This window comes from Campylobacter sp. CH278 (genome assembly GCF_004378845.1).
GTDB lineage: Bacteria > Campylobacterota > Campylobacteria > Campylobacterales > Campylobacteraceae > Campylobacter_D > Campylobacter_D jejuni.
The window spans coordinates 115153-135547 of record NZ_RYXZ01000004.1 but is presented as its reverse complement, the minus strand read 5'-3'; the positions used below and the strand labels follow the sequence as shown (position 1 = coordinate 135547).

The 20395-nt window shown below is 30.4% G+C and carries 20 protein-coding genes and 4 tRNA genes; 18 read left to right on the top strand and 6 right to left on the bottom strand.

The features are described 5' to 3' along the window. Window positions 1–91 precede the first annotated feature (91 nt). The 6 genes from ELQ04_RS04795 to prfA all read left to right on the top strand — a co-directional run bounded on the left by ELQ04_RS04795 (window position 92) and on the right by prfA (window position 5162). Window positions 92–1207: a bifunctional 2-C-methyl-D-erythritol 4-phosphate cytidylyltransferase/2-C-methyl-D-erythritol 2,4-cyclodiphosphate synthase gene (locus tag ELQ04_RS04795; RefSeq protein WP_002877789.1), complete on the top strand. Its 1116-nt coding sequence runs from the start codon at window positions 92–94 to the stop codon at window positions 1205–1207. Then, window positions 1204–2091, top strand: coding sequence for a response regulator (locus tag ELQ04_RS04790; protein ID WP_002937930.1), 888 nt, complete (start codon window positions 1204–1206; stop codon window positions 2089–2091). The genes ELQ04_RS04795 and ELQ04_RS04790 overlap by 4 nt, the downstream gene beginning before the upstream one ends. Continuing rightward, window positions 2069–3229 carry a sulfate adenylyltransferase gene (locus tag ELQ04_RS04785; RefSeq protein WP_002937929.1) on the top strand — a complete coding sequence of 387 codons (1161 nt, stop codon included), beginning with the start codon at window positions 2069–2071 and terminating at the stop codon, window positions 3227–3229. Before ELQ04_RS04790 ends, ELQ04_RS04785 begins: the two co-directional genes overlap by 23 nt. Before the next feature lie 4 nt (window positions 3230–3233). Then, entirely contained in the window at window positions 3234–3734 is a 501-nt protein-coding gene (locus ELQ04_RS04780) for a phosphatidylglycerophosphatase A (RefSeq protein WP_002880242.1), read from the top strand. A 78-nt stretch (window positions 3735–3812) separates the two neighbouring features. Then, window positions 3813–4076 (top strand): 30S ribosomal protein S20, encoded by a 264-nt coding sequence (gene rpsT, locus ELQ04_RS04775; RefSeq protein WP_002937928.1) that lies wholly within the window; start codon window positions 3813–3815, stop codon window positions 4074–4076. Window positions 4077–4094: 18 nt separating this feature from the next. Continuing rightward, a complete protein-coding gene (gene prfA, locus ELQ04_RS04770; protein ID WP_002937926.1) occupies window positions 4095–5162 on the top strand; it encodes a peptide chain release factor 1 in 1068 nt (355 codons plus the stop codon). Between the two features lie 13 nt (window positions 5163–5175). Here prfA and ELQ04_RS04765 read toward each other — a convergent pair whose 3' ends face one another. Beyond that, window positions 5176–5931, bottom strand: a complete 756-nt coding sequence (locus ELQ04_RS04765; RefSeq protein WP_002937923.1) for a HugZ family heme oxygenase — start codon at window positions 5929–5931, stop codon at window positions 5176–5178. Between the two features lie 193 nt (window positions 5932–6124). Here ELQ04_RS04765 and ELQ04_RS04760 point away from each other — a divergent pair, with 193 nt between their 5' ends. The 4 genes from ELQ04_RS04760 to ELQ04_RS04745 are packed head-to-tail and all read left to right on the top strand — an operon-like array spanning window position 6125 to window position 10797. Further along, on the top strand, window positions 6125–8257 hold the full coding sequence (locus ELQ04_RS04760) for a TonB-dependent receptor (RefSeq protein ID WP_002937920.1): 2133 nt from the start codon (window positions 6125–6127) through the stop codon (window positions 8255–8257). After that, a complete protein-coding gene (locus tag ELQ04_RS04755) occupies window positions 8232–9218 on the top strand; it encodes an iron ABC transporter permease (RefSeq protein ID WP_002937917.1) in 987 nt (328 codons plus the stop codon). Before ELQ04_RS04760 ends, ELQ04_RS04755 begins: the two co-directional genes overlap by 26 nt. Next, window positions 9218–9994 carry an ABC transporter ATP-binding protein gene (locus ELQ04_RS04750; protein ID WP_002937913.1) on the top strand — a complete coding sequence of 259 codons (777 nt, stop codon included), beginning with the start codon at window positions 9218–9220 and terminating at the stop codon, window positions 9992–9994. The genes ELQ04_RS04755 and ELQ04_RS04750 overlap by 1 nt, the downstream gene beginning before the upstream one ends. Continuing rightward, window positions 9991–10797: an ABC transporter substrate-binding protein gene (locus ELQ04_RS04745; protein WP_002881816.1), complete on the top strand. Its 807-nt coding sequence runs from the start codon at window positions 9991–9993 to the stop codon at window positions 10795–10797. Before ELQ04_RS04750 ends, ELQ04_RS04745 begins: the two co-directional genes overlap by 4 nt. On the opposite strand, the gene ELQ04_RS04740 is transcribed toward ELQ04_RS04745, so the two are convergent. Continuing rightward, on the bottom strand, window positions 10794–11651 hold the full coding sequence (locus ELQ04_RS04740; protein WP_002937912.1) for a radical SAM/SPASM domain-containing protein: 858 nt from the start codon (window positions 11649–11651) through the stop codon (window positions 10794–10796). The two genes, ELQ04_RS04745 and ELQ04_RS04740, sit on opposite strands and share 4 nt — an antisense overlap. Before the next feature lie 165 nt (window positions 11652–11816). Between ELQ04_RS04740 and ELQ04_RS04735 the strand changes: the two genes are divergently transcribed. Next, window positions 11817–13076: an MFS transporter gene (locus ELQ04_RS04735; RefSeq protein WP_002851199.1), complete on the top strand. Its 1260-nt coding sequence runs from the start codon at window positions 11817–11819 to the stop codon at window positions 13074–13076. On the opposite strand, the gene mutY is transcribed toward ELQ04_RS04735, so the two are convergent. After that, the gene (gene mutY / locus ELQ04_RS04730; protein WP_002937911.1) at window positions 13062–14081 is read right to left on the bottom strand and encodes an A/G-specific adenine glycosylase; all 1020 of its coding nucleotides are present in this window, start codon (window positions 14079–14081) and stop codon (window positions 13062–13064) included. The genes ELQ04_RS04735 and mutY overlap by 15 nt on opposite strands. Window positions 14082–14153: 72 nt before the next feature. Here mutY and ELQ04_RS04725 point away from each other — a divergent pair, with 72 nt between their 5' ends. From ELQ04_RS04725 to ELQ04_RS04695, 7 genes are all read left to right on the top strand, one after another. Beyond that, the gene (locus ELQ04_RS04725) at window positions 14154–14906 is read left to right on the top strand and encodes a hypothetical protein (RefSeq protein WP_002895360.1); all 753 of its coding nucleotides are present in this window, start codon (window positions 14154–14156) and stop codon (window positions 14904–14906) included. 71 nt (window positions 14907–14977) lie between these two features. Continuing rightward, window positions 14978–15052 (top strand) — tRNA-Gly (locus ELQ04_RS04720). Between the two features lie 9 nt (window positions 15053–15061). Continuing rightward, window positions 15062–15150 (top strand) — tRNA-Leu (locus tag ELQ04_RS04715). Window positions 15151–15168: 18 nt separating this feature from the next. Further along, window positions 15169–15242, top strand: a tRNA-Cys gene (locus tag ELQ04_RS04710). Between the two features lie 21 nt (window positions 15243–15263). Beyond that, window positions 15264–15351: transfer RNA gene (locus ELQ04_RS04705), tRNA-Ser, on the top strand. Between the two features lie 226 nt (window positions 15352–15577). Further along, window positions 15578–16558 (top strand): bifunctional diaminohydroxyphosphoribosylaminopyrimidine deaminase/5-amino-6-(5-phosphoribosylamino)uracil reductase RibD, encoded by a 981-nt coding sequence (ribD, locus tag ELQ04_RS04700; RefSeq protein WP_002938633.1) that lies wholly within the window; start codon window positions 15578–15580, stop codon window positions 16556–16558. Further along, window positions 16539–17060, top strand: a complete 522-nt coding sequence (locus ELQ04_RS04695) for a hypothetical protein (protein WP_002938629.1) — start codon at window positions 16539–16541, stop codon at window positions 17058–17060. Before ribD ends, ELQ04_RS04695 begins: the two co-directional genes overlap by 20 nt. Before the next feature lie 7 nt (window positions 17061–17067). Here ELQ04_RS04695 and ELQ04_RS04690 read toward each other — a convergent pair whose 3' ends face one another. The 3 genes from ELQ04_RS04690 to ELQ04_RS04680 all read right to left on the bottom strand — a co-directional run bounded on the left by ELQ04_RS04690 (window position 17068) and on the right by ELQ04_RS04680 (window position 20374). Next, entirely contained in the window at window positions 17068–18432 is a 1365-nt protein-coding gene (locus tag ELQ04_RS04690) for an L-serine ammonia-lyase (RefSeq protein ID WP_002855898.1), read from the bottom strand. A gap of 14 nt (window positions 18433–18446) precedes the next feature. Continuing rightward, on the bottom strand, window positions 18447–19697 hold the full coding sequence (locus ELQ04_RS04685; RefSeq protein ID WP_002938622.1) for an aromatic amino acid transport family protein: 1251 nt from the start codon (window positions 19695–19697) through the stop codon (window positions 18447–18449). Window positions 19698–19957: 260 nt separating this feature from the next. Then, a complete protein-coding gene (locus ELQ04_RS04680) occupies window positions 19958–20374 on the bottom strand; it encodes a PepSY-like domain-containing protein (protein WP_002938612.1) in 417 nt (138 codons plus the stop codon). Between the last annotated feature and the right edge of the window lie 21 nt (window positions 20375–20395).

Below are 20395 nucleotides of genomic sequence, written 5' to 3'. Positions count from 1 at the left end.
TTACTAATAAAATGATAAAATTTAGCTTTTTATAAGTGTATAATATGGTAACATTATAAAAACCAACAATATTAAAAAGAGGAATGAAAAAATGAGTGAAATTAGCCTCATTATGTTAGCAGCTGGAAATTCTACTCGTTTTAACACAAAGGTAAAAAAACAATTTTTACGACTTGGAAATGACCCTCTTTGGCTTTATGCAACAAAAAATTTAAGCTCTTTTTATCCTTTTAAAAAAATAGTTGTTACCTCTAGTAATATCACTTATATGAAAAAATTTACTAAAAACTATGAATTCATAGAAGGTGGTGATACCAGAGCAGAATCCTTAAAAAAAGCCTTAGAGCTCATAGATAGCGAATTTGTTATGGTAAGTGATGTAGCAAGGGTATTGGTGAGTAAAAATTTGTTTGATCGTTTGATTGAAAATTTAGATAAAGCAGATTGTATTACCCCTGCTTTAAAAGTTGCAGATACAACACTTTTTGACAATGAAGCCTTGCAAAGAGAAAAAATCAAACTCATTCAAACCCCGCAAATTTCTAAAACCAAATTGCTTAAAAAAGCCTTGGATCAAAACCTAGAATTTACAGATGATAGCACAGCTATAGCTGCAATGGGTGGAAAAATTTGGTTTGTTGAAGGTGAAGAAAATGCAAGAAAACTAACCTTTAAAGAAGATCTTAAAAAGCTTGATTTGCCTACACCTAGCTTTGAAATTTTTACTGGCAATGGTTTTGATGTGCATGAATTTGGAGAGAATCGCCCTTTGCTTTTAGCAGGAGTGCAAATTCATCCTACTATGGGGCTTAAAGCACACAGCGATGGAGATGTTTTAGCTCACTCTTTAACCGATGCGATTTTAGGTGCTGCAGGACTTGGAGATATAGGAGAGCTTTATCCTGATACTGATATGAAATTTAAAAATGCCAACTCCATGGAGCTTTTAAAACAGGCTTATGATAAAGTCAGAGAAGTAGGTTTTGAACTCATTAATATAGACATTTGCGTCATGGCACAAAGCCCTAAACTTAAAGACTTTAAACAAGCTATGCAAAGCAATATAGCTCATACTTTAGATTTAGATGAATTTAGAATCAATGTTAAAGCCACAACAACGGAAAAATTGGGTTTTATTGGAAGAAAAGAAGGTATGGCGGTGCTTAGTAGTGTAAATTTAAAATATTTTGATTGGACAAGATTATGAAAGTTTTAATTATTGAAAATGAAATTTATCTAGCACAAAGCATTAGCATTAAACTAAGTGATGCTGGATATAGCTGTGAAATTATCAACTCGTTTGATGAATACAATGGTGAAAAATACTATGATATTGTACTGCTTTCTACAAATACTAATAATTTTCTAAAAGCCGTAGGTCAGTTTAAACATAGTATTATTATTTTGCTTATTTCTTATATAAGTACAGATACAGTTTCAAATCCTTTGAAATTAGGTGCTAGTGATTATATTCAAAAACCCTTTATGATAGAAGAGCTGATTAGAAAAATAAAGCATTATCAGGATTTTAGAAAACTTTCAATCCTTAATAAAGCTTATCAAAGCTACATCAAATCAAGATTAGAAACAATCAAAATTCCAGAGTATAATTATAAAAAATTAAAACTTCCATTGATATTAAAATCCAACAAGCAAAGCAGTGCTGATGCTTTTGTTTTTAATTATGCAAATGAATGTGACATTACTCTTTCTTTTATTGATTTAACATCTACAAATTCAGTTGAAAAAGTTATGAAACTTCCCACAGAAAACAATCTCTTATTTTTGAGTAATTTTCAAGCATTAAAAGCAGCAGAAAAGGAAAAACTCATAGATTTTATACAAAACAAAAATGTTATTTTGCATACCAATTCAAATACAGATGATTTAAAAATAAACTGCATTAATTTAAATGATAATGAAAAAAATATCGATAGCAATGAAATTTTAACCATAGATGAGTATGTAAAATATGTTATTATAAATTACCAAAATATATTTCCTGATACTGATCTTTCAAAAAAATTAGGCATTTCACGTAAATCTTTATGGGAAAAAAGGAAGAAATATGAAATCAGCAAGAAAAAATAAAAACATTACCATAGATCAAAATGAATTTGGCATCTTATCACTTATTAAAGAAGGTTTACTAGGCACTTGCACTCATTTAATGAATGAAAAAGAAGTCAATGAAATCATTAAATCAGGAAAATTTAAAGGAGAAAGTTTTCCCTATCCCTTAAGCTTTGCGCCAAGAAATACTGAAGAAGCACTAAATGATATAAAATCTGGCGATAGAATCGATCTCATACTAGACGAAAAAGTAGTAGGACATATAGATTTTAAAAGCCAATTTAAAAATAATAAAAATTTTTCTGATATTTTCAGTCCTAACACTTGCTCTTTAGAAGATATGGGAACAACTTGTATAAGTGGAAAAATAGAAATTTACAATTCTCAAATTAAAAAAATAAAAGAAAATTTTCAACAAATCAAAAACAATCTTAATGCACAAAAAATTACCGCTATAGTTTCAAGTTTTGATCCTTTGCATCGTGCCCATGAAAGAATGTTTCGTTGGACTATTGATAAAGCAGATTTAGTTGTAGTTTTTCTTGTAGAATCTTTTGATGCAAATGGGTTTGAATTCGAACTTAAAGAAGCTTATTTGAAAAAATTTATTCAAAACTATCTTCCACCGGATAGAATTTTCATTTTTCCATTAAAAAATATTAATATTTTTCACGCCCATTTAAATCCTGGCTTAGAAAGCATTATCGCAAAAAGTCTAGGTTGTACCAAACTAGTAGTAGGACAAAATCATACAGGACTTGGAATGTTTTATGATGATAATCAACCAAAAACCATACTTGATGATTTTTCCAAGGATTATGGCATAGAAGTGATTGTTTTGCCTGAATTTGTATTTTGTGATCAATGTCGCATGATTGTTAGCACAAGATCTTGCCCTCATGGTTGTCATCACCATTTGCACTATAATTCTCAGTCTTTAAAAGATTTACTAAGAGCAGGTATCATTCCTCCAGCAATTTTCATGCGCAAGGAAGTATCTAGTGTTATTTTAACTTCTCTTTTTCCAAATAGATTAAAAAATATGCAAAAAATTTATAATGAGCTTTTTCCAACTGATGGAATTTTAGAATACAAAAATGATGAAGAATTTTATCAAAAACTTTTAGAAATTCATCAAATGTCTTATATGGTGTAACAAAATGCAAAAATTATTTTTAACTTTTTTTTATTCAGGTTCTATAAAAAAGGCAAGTGGGACTTTTGGTACTATCGCTGCTTTAATACCTGCTTTTTTTATACTTAAATATCTCGGGATTAATACTTTGTTTTTACTAAGTATTTTAATTTTTGTTGCAAGTATTCGTGTTATAGATGATTATGAAAAAAAAACAGGAATTCACGATGACAAACACATAGTTATCGATGAAGTTGCTGGGGTTTTTCTTGCTTGTGCTATTGCAGCAAGTGTTGAAAACTCGATAGTTAATTTTATTTTGGCTTTTGTTTTATTTAGACTCTTTGACATTACAAAACCTTCTATTATTGGCAAGATAGATAAAAAAGTCAAAGGCGGACTAGGTGTAATGCTTGATGATATGCTAGCAGGATTGTTTGCTGGACTTTTAAGTACGGTAATTTACGGATTTTTACTTAAATTTAATTTAGTTTTTTGGGATATAAATTTAAAAGATTTATTTTGAAATTTTGCTTAAATTAATTAAATTTTAAATTTTATTCTTATATAATTTAGTCTTTAATTTCAAAAAAGGAAAATATAAATGGCAAACCATAAATCTGCTGAAAAAAGAGCAAGACAAACTATTAAAAAAACAGAAAGAAATAGATTCTATAGAACAAGACTTAAAAATATAACTAAAGCCATAAGAGAAGCTGCAGCAAATGGAGATAAAAATGCTGCTAATGAAGCTTTAAAAGTAGCTAATAAAAGCATTCATGCTATGGTAAGTCGCGGTTTCATTAAAAAACAAACTGCTTCTCGCCGTGTAAGCCGCTTAGCCCTTTTAGTAAATAAAATCGCATAATTTTCTATATAGTTTTTAATGTTAGCTAGCAAACTAGATCCTTTTTTAAAACGCTTTGAAGAGTTAAATTCTCTTCTTAGCAGTTCTGATATACTCAACGATATCAGTAAAATGACTACACTCTCTAAAGAACAAAAAAATTTAGAACCTATCGTTTTAAAAGCTAAAGAGTATTTAAAAACTTTAGACAATATAGAAGAAAATAAAGCTTTGCTAAACGATCCAGAACTTGGGGAACTTGCAAAAGAAGAACTAAAAACTTTAGAAGAATTAAAACCGAAACTTGAAGAAGAGATTAAAATTTTACTTCTTCCTAAAGATCCCAATGATGAAAGAAATATTTTTCTTGAAATTCGTGCAGGTACAGGTGGCGATGAGGCATCTTTATTTGTAGGAGATCTTGTAAAAGCTTATGCAAGATATGCTGAAAATCGCGGCTATAAACTTGAGATTGTAAGCTCTAGCGAAGGAAGTGTAGGTGGATTTAAAGAAATCATCATGCTTGTTAAAGGAACAGGAGCTTATTCAAGACTTAAATATGAAGGTGGAACGCACCGTGTTCAAAGAGTTCCTCAAACAGAATCCCAAGGACGCGTGCATACTTCTGCTATCACCGTGGCAGTAATGCCAGAAGTTGATGATATAGAAATCGAAATCAATCCAAACGATCTTAAAGTTGATGTTATGCGATCTTCAGGACATGGTGGACAAAGTGTAAATACTACTGATTCAGCTGTTCGTATCACTCATATCCCCACAGGTATAGTTGTAGTCAATCAAGATGGAAAAAGCCAACACAAAAATAAAGAAAGTGCGATGAAAGTCCTAAAAGCAAGGCTTTATGAAATGCAAGAGAGTGAAAGACTAGCAAAAGAAAGTGAAGCAAGAAAATCACAAGTAGGAAGCGGAGATAGAAGCGAACGCATTCGCACTTACAATTTTCCACAAAATCGTATCAGCGATCATAGAATAAATCTTACTTTATATCGCTTAGATGCCATTATGCAAGATGGGCTTTTTGATGAAATCATAGAACCTTTAATCACTCATCATAAAGCCCAAGCTTTACAAGAACAAAATTTATAAGATTTTATACAAATTAATGCTTATGTGGGAATTTATGTGGATTTCCACTAGCACCTACATGTGCAACATTTCCATTTTCTATATCATAAGCTTGACCAAAACCTTTTACAAAGCGTCCTTTTTTAAATTCAAGCTTTACTAGATGAAAATCAAGCATCTTGCGTATAGTTTTAATGCCTCCTTCTCCTCCGGTTTGTTTTTCAAACTCATTATAAATTTGATCAAATCTTTCACCTCTCTCTAAAAAGCTTGCATTTACTCTATAGCGCAATCTTTTGCGAAGTATAACAGAAGCAGCTTTACTCTCATCCTCTAAAAACATTATTTCTATATTGTTTGGATTTACTTTGATGTTGTTAAAATGTTCACTTACTTCACTTATATAAATATAATTTCCCCATTGTGTGCTTACAAAAGGTGCATACGAGCAAACAACTTCTCCATTTGCATTTAAAGTTGCCAAAGCTACAGAATTAAAACTTAGCATAAATTCATTTAATTCTTTTTCTACGCCACTAAAATTTTGCTCGCTCTTTGCACTCATGCAAAGGGATATTATAGTATCTTTAATCGTGTTTTCATCGGCTTTTTTAGGAAATTCCACTCGTAAATTTTCTTTATCATTGTAAACAAGATCCAAGCCATTAAAATCAACACTTTTTAGAAAAACATCTTGCACTTGCTCAATACCACCAAATTTTTTACAAAGATCAACTAAATTTGATTTATGATGATCATTCATATGAGAAATAATGCTTTCAAAATTCATTTTTATCCTTTCTTGATTTTAAAATAAAATATTAAAAAAAATGGTATCAATTATCAAATTAAAAATAACTTAAAATATATAAATTATCTATTTTAACAAAAATTTATACTAAATTAAGTTAATAAAGGATAAATTTCGTTCTAAATTATTATGATATAAATTATCATTATTTATTTTATTTAAGGAGTAAAATTTGCACCCAAATAAAAAAGCTTTTAAGTTATCTTTATTTGCATTATTGCTAATAACTAATTTAAATGCACAAGAATCAAATGAAGCTATCAATCTACAAAAAGTTGTTGTTAGTGCAACAGGTTTTGAGCAAGATGCAGACTCAAATTTACGCAATGTAATCAGCATAGAAGGCAAAAATCTGCAAAATAAAGGTTATGTTTCCTTAGAACAAGCCTTAGAAAGAATTTCGGGTATTAGCTTTGTAAATTTTGGACTTGGACGCAATATAGATATGCGTGGACAAGGAGATAAATCCAATATAGCTGTAAAAGTTATGATCGATGGGCGTGCTATTAATGTTCTTGATAATTCCCATGGTGTGACCCCACTAGATAGTATCAATTTAGATAATGTAGAACGCATAGAAATCATACCTGGGGGTGGATCTGTGCTTTATGGAAGTGGTACTAGAGGGGGTGTGATTAATATCATTACAAAAAAACAAAAATCAGATGCTTTTGCTATAAATTTAAAAAGCAGTGCTTATGATCATGGCGGACTAGGTGGAAATTTAGGTATCAATGGCGCCAAACAAATAAATGAAAATTTAGCTTTTAGCTTTGATATACAAAGTTTTAACCTTGATGGATATCAAGAAGGTTATAATGAAAAAGGTTATTTTATCAACACAAAAACCTATATTAATATCAATGATAATAGCGATTTAACTTTGGGTTATAATTATTTTAAAAGCAAAAATACCAGCAGTGGCTATCTAACAAAAGCACAAGCTCAAAGCGATCCAACCCAAAAAGGCAATAGTGACAATATCACACAAATCAATCGCCCTGAAATTTCTTTGGATTATCATTACTATTTTGATGATATATGGGAATTTAACCTAGAAGCTTTTTGGCAAAATCAAAAGATCAATTATCTAAAAGATAAAATTTCTATGATGGGAACTACAGCTTATCAAAATGGAAGTGGTTTTGAAGACACACTTACAGGGATAAGTTTAAAAAACAAACTAAATTATGCAAATAATTCTTATTTTATTTTTGGTTATGAATTTACAAACCATGATGCAAAAAGAAAGAGTTTGGTGTATTATAGCGTTCCAGGTGTCATAAATTATCACAGGATGACAACTTTAATGGATATGACTAAACAAAGCCATTCTATTTTCGCTCTTGATTCTCATAATTTTAATGAATTTTTCACTTTATCCGGTGGAGCTAGATATGAATTTAGCACTTATAATACCAATAGATCTTATAGAAATGAAATGAGTATGAACGGAAGACCGCCATCATCAAATCCTATAATCACAGACTCAACAACCCTTTTTGATACCGATAAAAACACCAATAATTTTGCTTTTGAAATCACTCCTAACTTTAAATACTCTGACACAGGCAATCTTTATCTTAAATACGAAAGAGGTTTTGTTTCTCCTACACCTGCTCAATTTGTCAATCGCAACAAAACTGGTAATGGAATACCACCCTATTATTCGTCGAACCTAAAAGCTGAGATCTTTGATACCTTTGAACTAGGTATTGATGATTTTTGGTGGGATTTTTACGGCTTTAATCTAACTTTATTTTACACCCTAAGCAAAGATGAAATTTCTTATCTTGGAAACCCTCATTCTACTAGTGGATCTTGGTGGAAATATTATAATATAGATCAAACTCGCCGTCTAGGAGTAGAATTAAGTCTGAGTCAAAATTTTTTAGATGATGATTTAATCTTTAGAGAAAGTCTAACTTATCTTGATGCTAAAATTTCTAAAGGCGTTAATGACGGCATGAGAATTCCTTATGTTTCAAAAATCAAAGCCACAGCTGGGCTAGAATACGCTTGGAATAAAAATTTCTCAAATTTTATTGATTTAACCTATTTTTCTAGAGCAAAAGATGGTGGAACTATAAATGAAAATACAGGAAAAATGTCTAAAAATTCTTGGATAAGGGATTATTTTTTAACAGATATTGGTATGAAATATAATTATAAAAAATTACAAATTTTAGCAGGAATTCGCAATCTTTTCGATAAAAGATACTACACATACCAAGACAGTATAAATGATCAATACCTAGTTGGGAATGGCAGAAACTACTATGTTGAATTTAAATACGCATTCTAAAATTTTAGTGATTATAGGGCTTTTGGTAGCTTATATAATCGCTTCTTTTACAGCACTTTGCTTAGGAGATGAGAATTTAAACCCAAAAGAACTTTTTTCATATATCTTTAGCCAAGATGAAATTTTAAGACAAATCATCATAGATGGACGCTTACCACGGATTATAATGGCGATTTTAATCGGTATGCTTCTAGCTAGTAGTGGGGCTATCACTCAAAATGTATTTTCAAATCCTATAGCTGATCCTTATATCATAGGTATAGCTTCTGCGGCAACCTTTGGAGCGGTTTTGGCGTATTTGTTAAAATTGAATGATTATTATTATGGAATTTTAGGTTTTGTTTGCTCTGCCTTTTTTGCCCTAGGAGTTTTTAAAATTTCTTCTAAAGCTTCTATAGCGACTTTACTCATTATCGGCATAGCAGCTTCATCTTTTTTAGGAGCTTTTACTTCTTTTTTCACTTATCTTATAGGCGAGGATTCTTTTAAAATAGTCTCTTGGCTTATGGGAAATATAGGCAATGCTTCTTGGTTTCGTGTGGGAATTTTAATCTTGCCTTTAATTTTTTGTTTGTTTTATTTTTACGCTCATAAAAACGAATTAAACATACTTTTAAGCGGAGATGATGAAGCTAGAAATCTAGGGGTAAATGCTCAAAAATTAAAGATAAATTTACTCATTGTCTCATCTTTGGCTGTATCTTTTGCGGTTGCTTTTAGCGGACTTATAGGCTTTGTTGGACTCATCATTCCTCATACTATAAGACTTTTGCTTAAAAATTATGATAATGCCTTAGTTATCCCTTTATGTACAGCATTTGGAGGATTATTTTTACTTATTTGTGATACTTTAGCAAGAACTCTTTTAGCCCCTGTACAAATTCCGATTGGAATTTTAACTGCATTTTTTGGAGCTCCTATTTTTTTATACTTGGCTTTAAGTGCTAGGAGATTTTTATAATGCTAAAAATACAAGATTTAAGCTTTGCTTATCACCAAAAAGATTTACTAAAAAACATTCATTTAGAACTTAAAAATCAGGCTTTTATAGGAATTTTAGGGCCAAATGGCTCAGGTAAAAGCACTCTTTTAAAACTTATACTTAAAAATTTAAGTCCAAATAAAGGAGAGATAAGTCTTTTTAATACAAATATCAAAGATTTTTCTCTTAAAGAATTTGCCAAAATTTGCGGCTTTGTGCCTCAAAAATCAGAATTAAACACCCCTTTAAAAGTCATCGATGTGCTTTTAATGAGCAAATATGCGAATTTAAAACACGCTTTTAGTTCTTATTCTAAAGAAGATATTTTAGAAATTAAAGAATTTGCTAAGGATTTAAGACTTGAAAATTTTCTAGAAAGAAGCATACTTTCTTTAAGTGGGGGTGAATTTCAAAGAATGCTTTTAGCAAGAGCTTTGCTTAAAAAGCCAAAAATTCTTTTTTTAGATGAACCTACTTCAGCCCTTGATTTAAACTATGCTATAGAGCTTTTAACTCTTTGCGAAAAACTAGTTAAAGAAAAAAATATAGCCGTTGTTGCTATCTTGCATGATTTAAATTTAGCTTCCATGTTTTGCGATAAAATCCTTTTTTTAAAAGAAGGAGAAATAAAGTATTTTGGAACGAGCAAAGAGCTTTTTACTCAAGAAATTTTAAAAGAAATTTATGATTTAAACTGCGAGATTATTTATAAAAATTCTAAACCTTATATTTTAGCTTTAAAGGAGAAAAAATGAAAAAAATTTTAATTATTATGAGTTTATTTTTAATCACACTAAATGCAAAAGAACGCCTTGTAGTGCTTGATCCTGCAAGCATAGAAACCCTTTTTATGCTTAAGGCTGAAGATCAAATCGTAGGCATTGCCACTTTACAACACTCAAATATCTATCCTAAAGATCAAACCTCAAAACTTACAAGCGTAGGCACTTTTTCAAATCCTTCACTTGAAAAAATAGTAGCATTAAAACCAAGTTTGGTGATTTTAAGCTCTTATTCTTTAAATTTAGAAGAAGGACTTAAAAATTTTGGTATCAAAAGTATCAATTTAAAAGCCGAGCGTTTAGAAGATATAACAAAAAATATCACAACCTTAGGCCAAATCACCAAAAAAGAAAAAGAAGCAGAGCTTTTAAAACAAGAATTTACCCAAAATTTAAAAAAATTAAGCGATAAACCCCTAAATAAAAGTGCGATTTATCTTTATTCTAGCAACCCTTTAATGGCCTTTAATGATAATTCTTTAATAGCTGATATTTTAAGACTCATAGGGATTAAAAATTTAAGCCCGCAAAGTCAAATTTCAAGACCTGTTATATCAGCAGAATATATACTGAAACAAAATCCAGACATACTCATTCTTGGAATTAATGCTAAAAACAACCTTTTAGATACAAATGCTTTATTGAAAAATACCAAAGCAGTTAAAACAGGAAGTATTTATTTTAACAAAGATACACATATATTATTACGTCTTAGTCCTAAGATAATAGATAGAATTCAAGAATTTAAAACAAAGCTAGAAAATAACAATTTTTAATCACCCAATCTTGCTTTAAAAAATTCGCAAGTTTGACAAAGTTTTTCTATGCGTTTATCTTCTTCAAAAGCTTTTTTTATCATCTTTATACGCGGTGATTTAAAAAGCTTATCAAAGTTATTTTCAAAAACATTTCCTAAGTTAATATCTGCTTTAGTATCCAAACAGCAAGGCACCAAACTTCCATCACTTAAAATCCCAATTTGCTCTTTTAAAGCATGACATTTTCCTTTTTTATAAAGGGGTTCATCTTTTAAATTTGGCCATTTAAAAAGTTTATTTTGATGAAGCAAAATATGTCTTTGCAAGCGATTTTTACTTAAGTTTGTATCGATCTTAACTTCAAATTCTTTGGATAAAAACTCATAAATTTTTAAATTTGACTTAGGTGCTTTAAAATTAGCATCTAAATTCCAAAGTCTTAGATTGATAAAAGAAAGGCTTTTTTGCTCTAAATGCTTTTTGCAAAGTTCTAAAATAGGCTTAAAATACTGTTCTAAAGAAATTTTGCTTTGACTTAAAAAAGACATTAAAGAAATATTGATTTGATGGATATTCTCATACCCTAACAATAAAGCTTGATTTTTAGAATTTAGATAAAAGCCACTTGTAGTGATTTCAAGTTTCATAGCTTCACTTTTTGAGATTTTTAGATAATTTTCCAAATTAGGTAAAAGCAAAGGATCGCCCAAAAGATGAAAGGTAAAAAGCTCAGCTTTATTAGAAATTTCATAAGCTAAGTTTTGAAATTTTTCTTCACTCATTACCCCGCGAATTCCTTTTTGAGAAGGACAAAAATCACATTTTAAACCACAAATATCGCTTAATTCTATATATATTTTTTTAAATTTCATTATATTTCCTAGAGTAAACATTTTACCAAAATTTATGAAATTTATTAAAATATGTAACATTTTTATCGATATTTTTATCTTTTTTATTTCTCTTCTTTATTTTTAAATATATTAAACAAAAATCACACTATACTTAAATAAAAATCTAAAATTAAGGAAGGGTTTATGCAAGAGCTTACTCGCACGAAAAAAATTCGCTCTATTATTGCTGCAAGTAGCGGAAATTTAGTAGAGTGGTTTGACTTTTATATCTACGCTTTTACAGCAACTTATTTTGCTCATACTTTTTCAACTTCAGATAATCCTGTTATCCAGCAAATCAATGCCTTTGGGGTTTTTGCAGCAGGGTTTTTTATGCGTCCTATAGGCTCTTGGCTTTTTGGCTCTTTAGCTGATAAAGTAGGTCGTAAAAAATCTATGGTTATATCAGTGGTTTTAATGGCTTTGGGCTCTTTTATGATAGCAGCCTTGCCAAGCAAAGATACAGTGGGAGATCTTGCTATTATCTTACTTTTAATAGCAAGACTCATTCAAGGTCTTAGTGTAGGCGGGGAGTATGGCATAGCAGCTACTTATCTTTCAGAACTTGCTACAGAAGGAAAACGCGGTTTTTACTCATCTTTTCAGTATGTAACCCTAATAGGTGGTCAACTTTTGGCCGTTGCAAGCATTAGTATAATGTTTTTATTTTTTAGCATTGATGATATGAAAGATTATGCTTGGAGAATACTTTTTGTAATAGGCGGAATTTTAGCACTAGGCTCGCTTTTTGTAAGAAAAATGATGAATGAAAGTGCTACAAAACTTCACCAGCATGAAGATCGTGGTACTTTAAAAGCATTATGCAAATCTTGGAAACCTTTTTTAATGGTGCTTGGGGTTACTTCTGGAGGTTCTTTAGCTTTTTATACTATTACAACTTATACTAAAACTTTTATGGAAAATACGGGTATGGATAAAATGCTTGTTAATAATCTTTTCTTAGGTGCTTTATTTATACTAATGATCATTCAACCTCTTTTTGGATATATAGGAGATAAAATAGGTCACAAACGATCTTTAATTGTATTTTGTATTTTGGCATTGGTAGGAATTTATCCTATTTTTTCACTTATAGCCAATAACGCACAAAATAATCCTTCTTTGACATTTATGTTGGTGGTATTATTGTTTGTTATTTTAAGTTTTTATACTTCAGTTGCTGGGATTTTTAAAGCAAAACTTTTTCCTGAACATGTAAGAGCTTTAGGGACAGGTTTGGGTTATGCTATTTCAAATGCTGTTTTTGGAGGATCTGCTCCTTGGGTTGCTTTACAATTTAAAAATGCAGGTATAGAAAATGGCTTTTTTATCTATATAGCTATTTTTACAATCATCATGCTTATAGCTACTTTATGTTTGCCTAAAAAATCAGAGCTTAATTAATTTTAACGCTTTTAAAGAAAGTGCTGAAAGTGCGGTACTTTCTAACTCTTTTAAGGTTTTAAATTCATAATTTTTATTTTCATTGTTTAAAATTTGATGATAAACCTTGATATTAAGTTTATACTTAGTATAGCCGTGCTTAAACTCCCCTATAAAACTCATATCTTTAGAAAGTTTATACTCTCCTTCTTTAAAAAAAGGAAAATTATACATACCTTTATAAAGCTTATCTTGGCTTTGCCCTATGGCAAATTTTTTATTAAATTCAAACAAAAAAAGATTTAAATTTACACTCTCATAAAGTATTTTTTTAGCTCTTGGATAAAGTTCTGTATGAAATTTGCCTTGACAAAAATCATACAAAGGACAAATTCCACACTTTGCATTTTTACTCACACAAACCAAAGCCCCTACATCAAGCAAAGCTTGGTTGTGATCAAAGGCATGATTTACATTTAAAAGCTCTTTAGCTCTTTTTTCAAGTTCTTTCATACTAGGATTTTCCAAAGTAAAAAGACGAGAAAGCACACGGCGTATATTGCCATCAACAAAAGAAACCTTTTGATCATAGCCAAAACAAGCTATAGCACCTGCTGTATAAGCTCCTATGCCGCTTAATTTTTTTAGATTCTCAACTTCTTTGGGTAATTTAGCTCCAAACTTATCCACACATTCTAAAGCTGCCTTTTTTAAATTTCTAGCACGAGTGTAATAACCAAGTCCTTGCCAAGCCTTTAAAAGTTCATCTTCATTAGCATTAGCCAAACTTTCTAAAGTAGGAAATTTTTGCAAAAAGGGGAAATAAAACCTTTCCAAAACTGATTTAACTTGAGTTTGCTGAAGCATAATTTCACTGATATAAACCCCATAAGCTCTATCAATATGCTTTAAACTTTCATCACAATTTTGACTTTGTAAATTACGCCAAGGTAAAGTTTTGCGTCCATTTTTTTCATACCAAAGAAGTAAATTTTCTTGTAGTTTTTCAAGCTCTTTTTTTTGCATAAATAAGAGTATAACAAAAAATTTTAAAATTTTTTGCTAAAATTAGCTCAAATTAAATTATTAAGGATATCCATGTTAGCTTTTTTTAAAGGTTTAGGTATAGGTTTTTTATGTTTATTACTTTTTGTTGCAGGAGTAGTTTTTAATGTAGAATTTTTAGGCAAAAAAGACTCTAATCATGATTTATATTTTTCAAGAAATATAGAAGTAAGCAATACGCTAAAACCCGATATTTTATATGCAAATATTAATTTTTGGGCAAATGAAAATTTAAGTTCAAAAATTACATTAGACAATAGTGAAAAAGCTGAAATCACAAATACTTTCAATCAAATTTTAGAACGCTCAAAAAAAGAAAATTTTTGTAGCGGAGGAAGTTTTTCTTTAGAACCTAATTTTTCCTATAAAGATGGTATACAAACTCCAAAAGGTCAAAGATTTGATGCGAATTTAGAATGTGAATTTAAAGAAAACCAACTTGCAGATTTTAACAAGCTTTTAAATGACATCAATTCTATCATAGCTAAAAATAATTTCATCAGCGTTTCAACACCAGCCATACAAACAAAATTTTCAAAAGATACACTAAACAACAACAAAGAAAATCTCTACAAAGAGCTTTTAAAAACATCATACGAATATGAAAAAACTTACTCTTTAGATCTTAATAAAACTTGTGTATTGAAAAATTTACAAGTAAATACAAATGCCAATATCGCACCTAGAATGTTAAATGCAAAATCTGACAATATAGAACTTTCATCTCCAATTATCAGCGAAAAAGAACAAATTTTAAGCGCGAAAGCTTTATTTATTTGCAAATAACTTAAGGCAAAATAAACTCCTTTTAAGTTTATTTTGCTATACTTTTATCTTCAATTCTTTCAGAAATTTATGCGGGAATAGCTCAGGGGTAGAGCACAACCTTGCCAAGGTTGGGGTCGCGAGTTCGAATCTCGTTTCCCGCTCCATAATCACCCGCCCGGGTGGTGGAATTGGTAGACACAAGGGACTTAAAATCCCTCGGAATTTTTCTTCCGTGCCGGTTCAAGTCCGGCCTCGGGCACCACTTTTTCAACATTATCAGGGCGACATAGCCAAGCGGTAAGGCATGGGCCTGCAAAGCCTTGATCTCCGGTTCGAATCCGGATGTCGCCTCCAAAAGGCAAAACTTTACTTTATCGGGAGATGGCTGAGTGGTCGAAAGCGGCGGTCTTGAAAACCGTTGAGGGTCACACCTCCAGGGGTTCGAATCCCTTTCTCCCGGCCACCAAAACTTTCTAGTTTATCAAGCTTGTATCATTCCTGAAATTATAAAGGATACTCTACAAATGAAAATAATACTTCAATTTTTGTTATATCCTAAAAAACTTAGGAAAACTATGGCTAATATAATTAAAATAAGAAATACAAATGGAAAATTTAGAATTTATTATCTTAAAACAAAAATATAAAATTTTAAAAATATGTCAAATTTTAAAATACAAGGTAGGTAAATGAAAGAATTTTATATGAATTTAGCCTTAAATGAGGCTTGGAAATATCAGTTTTTAACCTATCCAAATCCGGCTGTAGGCTGTGTAATCTTAGATAAAAATGAAAAAATTTTAGCCATAAAAGCTCATGAAAAAGCTGGATTGGCTCATGCAGAACTTAATGCCATAGCTCATGCTTTTAAAAGCTTAAGACCTGAAATTTCATTGCCTAAAGAAGCAAACGCCTTACATGAGTTTATTTGCAAAAACCATCAAGGTGTATTTAAAGATAGCATAGCTTTTGTCACACTTGAGCCTTGCTCTCATCAAGGAAAAACACCTCCTTGTGCAAAACTCTTTAGCGAGCTAGGTTTTAAAAAAATTTTCATCAGCGTTAAAGATGAAAATAAAATCGCAAGTGGTGGGGCTGAATTTTTAAAAAAACAAGGCATAGAGGTTGAATTTGACATACTTAAAGAAGAAGGAAAAAAACTTTTAAAACCTTTTTTAAAATGGCAAAAAGGGCAATTTAAACTTTTTAAATTAGCCCTTTCTATGAATGGCTCGCCTTTTGGCAAAATCGTAAGCAATGAGCTAAGTCGCACTTATGCACATAAAATTAGAGCGGTGATTGATTTGCTTGTAGTCGGCGGAGAAACCATAAGAAAAGATCATCCTATACTAGATGCTAGGCTTTGCAAAGCAAAAGCGCCTAATCTTTGTATCTTAAGCCGTCAAAATATAGATAATTTTGATAAAAATATCCCTTTATTTAAAGTTCCAAACCGCCAAATTTATACCCAAATTCCAAGTGAGGCTAAATTTTTAATGTATGAGGGTGGAGAAAATTTTCTCAAAATCTTTAAAGATGAAATAGATATGTTTTTGATTTTCCAAAGTTCAAGTTTAAATGATGAAAAAAATGTTACAATACCTTTAAATTTCAAGCCACTTTATAGGAATTTTTTAGGGAGTGATACTTATGGCATTTATGAACTTTAGTGGATTTTTTTATGCGAGAAATGATTTAAGATTATTTAAAATAGAAAAGAAAAATGAATTAAAATCCTTTTTTTACAAAGACTACACTTTATCAAGCTACAAAGATAATTTAAATTTAAACAATGAAATCTTTTTTTATCAAAGTTTAAAAGAAGGCTTATTTAAAGAAAATGATGAAATTTTAATTTCAAATTTGGGTAAAAAGATCATACTTTTTAGAAATTTCACTCAAAATTGCGATAATTTTAATGAAGCAAAATTAAAACAAATATTGCTTTTATTTTTTTTATTATTAGCGAGCATATTTTTTGCAAGTTTGGCTATGATTAATGAATTTGGAGCCATAGATCTTGTTTTTTTAATGATTTGCTTATTGCTTTTAGTGATGGGAGCAATCAATCTTGGCTTGCTTTTTAAGCAAATTCGTATTCTTAAAAGTTTTTCCAAAGAAGAAATGAAAGAATTTTTAAGTCAAAGAATGAAAAAATACACTAAAGTGTAAAAACACTTTAGCATACTGTTTTTAAATTTGTAGCAAGACCACCTAAAGAAGTTTCTTTGTATTTATAATTCATATCTTTTCCTGTTTCATACATGGTTTCTATAACCTCATCAAGGCTTACCATAGGAGTAGATTTGCGTGTCATTGCCATTCTAGCAGCACTTATAGCCTTAATAGCTCCAAAGGCATTTCTTTCTATGCAAGGAATTTGCACAAGTCCTGCAACTGGATCGCAAGTTAAACCTAGATGATGTTCCATTGCCATTTCAGCAGCGTTGCATGCTTTAAAAGCATTAGCCCCTAAAACTGTTGCCATAGCCGCAGCTGCCATCGAACTAGCACTACCAATTTCTGCTTGACAGCCTGCTTCTGCTCCGCTAATGCTTGCATTTTTCTTATAAAAAGAACCTATAAGCATTGCTGTTAATAAAAACTCTATAGCCTTTTCATCGCTAAAACCTATAGTATGATTTTTAAGATAAAGCATAACAGCAGGGATAACAGCACATGCTCCATTTGTTGGCGCGGTTACAACTTTTGCTCCGCTAGCATTTTCTTCAGCAATCGCAATAGCATATAAAGAAATAAAATCTATAATGCCCATAGGATCAGCTGTCATCGCCACTCTTTCTTTAAGTCCTTTGGCTCTACGCTTTAAATGAAGTTTTCCAGGCAAATAATCTTCATTTGGATGCGTACCATTATAATACACTTCTTGCATTACTTCCCAAATTTCAAGACAATAAGCACGAATTTCCTCTTTAGTGTGAAATTGCAATTCATAACGATAAGAAAGCTCTGCTAAATCCCAATCTCTTTTATCGCAAAGCTCTAAAGCTTCTTTTGCATTGTTAAGCTCTATATCTAGTTTTTTCTTTTTATTTTGGTTAGAATTTTTACCTTTTTTTTCTAATTGTGCAGCTGTTAAAACAAAGCCTCCACCTACAGAATAATAAGTTTCTTCATCAACTAACCCACCTTTACAATCATAAGCTTTAATCTTCATACCATTCTCATGTAAAGGTAAAAAATCTTTGGAAAATATCAAATCTTTTTCATAATTAAAACAAAGTTTTTTCTCACCACAAAAATCAATTTGAGCATTTTCAATAGCATTTTTATTTACTTCATCTTGTATTGCTGCGCTTAAATTTTTAGCTTCTAGGCCATTTAACCCCCAAATTACAGCCTTATCACTCAAGTGTCCTTTACCTGTTAATGACAAAGAACCATAAAGAGTAACCTCAACTCTATCAATTTCATCAAGCTTTTTAGCGACTTTTTTACAAAATAAATTTCCAGCAAGCATAGGCCCTAAAGTATGAGAAGAAGAAGGACCAACACCTATTTTAAAAATGCTTAAATTACTCATTTTTTATCCTTAATTTACAAAAGATCATGAATTGCAGCAGAAATTGCAACTATCCCCATTACCAAAATAAAAAGATCTAAAAATTTATTACGAAATCTTGCCAAAATATCAAAACGATAAATACAATAAAGTGGCATTAAGAAAAGTAAAATAGCCAAAACAGGACCACCAATAGCTTCGATAATTCCTATAACACTTGGATTTTTATACGCAACAAGCCAAGCGATAGCAAAAGTAATGATCGCTGTTAAAGTTTGAGCTAATTTACCTTGAATTTTACCATTGCTTGCTTTATATAAAATACCATTTAAGCCTTCTTGAGAACCAAGATAATGCCCTAAGAAACTTTTGCTAATAGCCACAAGTGCAACAATAGGCCCAACATATGCTAGTAAAGAAACTTCAGGAAATTTGTTTGCTATAAAAGTAAGAATATTGATATTTTGATCTTTTGCTGATGCAAAATCTTCTGGTGTAAAAGTTAAAGCACAAGAAAAAACAAAAAACATTACAACAAAAACCATAAGAATAATTGCCAAAGAAATAATTTTTCTAGCACGAGGTTCAGCATAATCACCATATTCTTTTTTACAATAACAAGCAAGCGAAGAAATGATAGGAGAGTGATTAAAACTAAATACCATCACAGGAATAACAAGCCATAAAGTAACCCAAAAATTACTTGTTGAGATTACAGAAAAATCAACATTTGTAAATAGTGATGAATTCCATTGTGGAATTAAAAGCAATGAAAAAATAAATAAAAATATAATAAAAGGAAAAACAAGAAAACTCATTGCTTTTGTTACAACATTTTCACCAAGAATAGAAATCAAAACCAAAACTCCAACAATCAAAAAACTCACCCACCAACGAGCAGCATGAGTAAGATCTGCATTGAAATTGAACTGATTGATTAAGAACTCAAGCAAAGTTGTTGTAAGATTAGCACTATAAACCAATAAAATAGGCAAAATAGCAAAAAAATACAAAAGTGTAATTAAAAATCCACCGCCCTTGCCAAAATAACTTTCTGCAACAAAAGTAATATCATCTTTTGGATTAGAACTTGAAAGCACAAAGCGACATAAATTTCTATGAGCTAAGTAAGTCATAGGAAAAGCTAAAACAAGTATAACTAACAAAGGTATCAATCCACCAAGCCCAGCACTAATAGGTAACAAAAGTACACCGGCTCCAATAGCTGTTCCAAAAAGAGATAAAACCCACCTTGTATCGTGACTAGTCCATTTAGGAGTATTCATTATTCTTCCTTAAATTTAAGATTACATCTCTTTTATTTTAGCAAAATATTTATAAATAATTATTTTTTAAAAAAAATATTTTAAATCTTATGTAACATTTTGTAAATTTAATTTTATAAAAAAAACAATCACTTGTATCAATAAAGTATTATTTTAAAACTAAATATATTTTGGATTTTGCAATCAAAAAATAAAAATTTGGAAGACTATGCTTCCAAATTTTTGCATCAAATTTTCTAAGGGAGTTAAATTTTCAAAAATTAATCTAATTTTTGACCTAGAATATTTCCTTGCATATCTGTATAAACTTCCATATTGTTATTAAACTTAAATTTATAACCATTAATTTCTTTGTCTACTTCAAGAATTTGAGCATTTGGTTGAGTTGTACTCACTTTTTTCATAACATTAGGTAAGATAGTATGTGGCAAAGCCTTATATTTTCCATCAACTTCTTTCCACTCTCCATTGATCATAAAATCAATTTCAGTTCCATCATTTAAAATCACATCATAAGAATCTATATCTTTTTTCACCAAACCAATTTGAGCGGTTTTAAAATTTTTAGAAATAAATTCTTTGGCATTATTTGGAAGTTCACTAGCAGGAACAACCATATCTTTAGCTAAAAGCACCGTAGTACCCAACAAAGCAAGTAAAGTTAGTTTTGCTTTCATAATTTCTCCTTTTTTTGTCTT